The 1,962-nt window shown below is 58.1% G+C and carries 1 protein-coding gene; it reads right to left on the reverse strand.

The window, feature by feature from the left end; all coding sequences use genetic code 11:
• Positions 1 to 605: 605 nt before the first annotated feature.
• The gene (locus EN879_RS33760; protein WP_013525092.1) at positions 606 to 1,505 is read right to left on the reverse strand and encodes an SIR2 family protein; all 900 of its coding nucleotides are present in this window, start codon (positions 1,503 to 1,505) and stop codon (positions 606 to 608) included.
• Positions 1,506 to 1,962: the final 457 nt, after the last annotated feature.

Raw genomic sequence — 1,962 nt, forward strand, 5'->3', positions numbered from 1 at the left:
CGCGACACAGGTTCCCAGCTGGCCCAAATAATGCCGGTGGCGTCATCACCACACAAAGGCCCGCCGCTGAACAGACCAGGCGGCGACGGGCCGCACCAGACCGCTTGGCTGTGCAGGGCAAGCTGCATACCGAACATCGATCTTTTCATCAGGTTCCAGCGCCGTGGTTCGGACCGGAGGAGGCCGGTTCTGGTAAGGCAGCGTCCAGGTCGCCGACAGGCACCACACGAACATCTATCCCAAAAATTGCGATCGCATCGGGAGGACTTCGAAGCTGTCGCCAACTTCAGGCACCGATGATGGGAAGCGACGCTGCGCGTGTCCGGCCAAAGTCGCTATAATGTCCAAGGTTGCATCCCAACAAAAAAGCCCGCCACCTTTCGGCGGCGGGCAGTCTCACAGGGGGAAAACACACTGAACGGGAACAGTGCCCCCTTCGAAGCTTGTTGATGCGAGAATGTTCCAGCGCGTCCGCCAGAATAGTTGAAAGCTCACATGGGAGATCCATGCTCTATGGGATGCGATTTTCAAACTGGCCACACAAACTGGCTATGATCGCCTCTGGAACGACGTTCTCTGCCGTAGGGCGTTCCTTGAGAGCCCGCCTAGCTGCCCCTGGACCTGACTGTTTCAATCGCTCTTTGTCTGACGACGGTCCCCTCATGGGTCGTCTCTCCAGGCTCGGCTCCGTCCCCAACCATCTCCGCCAGCCGGCTGAGGAAGTCCACCAAAGCAGCTTGCGGCTCGTCGATTTCGCCGACGACGACCGAAATGCCCCAACGTCCAAGCACGGCCTCCTCCACAGGGTTTCGGCTGGTCATGAAGATGAACGACGGCGGGCGATCTTTCTCATAGCCGGACCGATGCCACGTCTGCCAGAGACGGTGCAGCAACAACCGAATGTTTGGGTCGGAAAGGCTATAGCCAATGAAGAGGATCGTGCTGCCGAGTGCATCCGAGCGAAAACGCACGTCCAGCGGAGAATTGAAGGAGAGGCGATCAAGGTAGTCCGTCTCGGTGAGGACGAGGGAAGAATCCTCGTCGAAATCACCATGGAATTTGACGATGTGGGTAACGCCCTGGCGGGCCTGCGCCACATCGCGTGCATTGGCCACTTTCACGTAGTCCCGACCGTATATTTCATAAGCCAGTTCCAGGTTACGGTCATAATTGGTTGTGTAGATGACAGGGAAATCGAGCTTCACGATGAGACGATGCAACTCGGATTTCTCGATCCGGTCCTTGGGGACAGACCAATTTCGGTCCATCCAACTGCGAAGTGGCCCGATGCTGCCATGCTTGATCCGATAGTACTCGGCCAGGGTTTGAAAACGATCGCGTCGCATGGAAAATTCGTCGTCGACACCGAGCTCCTTTGCCATTCGCTCTATCAGCTTCTCCCAAGAAGGGAGTCCAACACTGATCGACACCCCTGCCCCAACAAACAGAATTGCGCTGCGGTGGTGAATTGCGTTGGCGAGCGAATCCACAGGGTCATCGTTCATGGCCAAGGCTTTCGAGGCCACGCGCGCAGGCAGACCCTAAAGGCGCTTGTTGTTTCGGTTGTCGATCTTGGAATGCAGCCAACCATCTGGAACCGCACGGCTCATGGCAGCCGCATTGTGGTTCGCTGCCAGCGACCGGCTCCTGTTTCTGCTTACCGGTCATGTGGATCCGCTTCTGCGCCAGCCACTTGCCGCGGCTTCGTTCCAGTCGCGCAATTGCTGAGAGCCTGCGTCGCTTCGGGCCAGGGAAGACGGCGAGAGGGTAGTTCATTGTCGTGACGGCGATGATTGTCATTGCGGCCTAAACACCCGTGGGCTGACATGTTCCTTGTGCTCGAAAATATTCCATGTGGTGCCTTCGCCAGAGCTACGGGTTCAAGGCGGGAATGGTCTCGCGTCCAGGGTCGCGGCCCGCCTCGCCGAAAGCGGTGGCATCGCAGTGTGCGTGACCGTCAGG

Source organism: Mesorhizobium sp. M7A.F.Ca.AU.002.02.1.1 (genome assembly GCF_003998535.1).
Lineage (GTDB): Bacteria > Pseudomonadota > Alphaproteobacteria > Rhizobiales > Rhizobiaceae > Mesorhizobium > Mesorhizobium ciceri.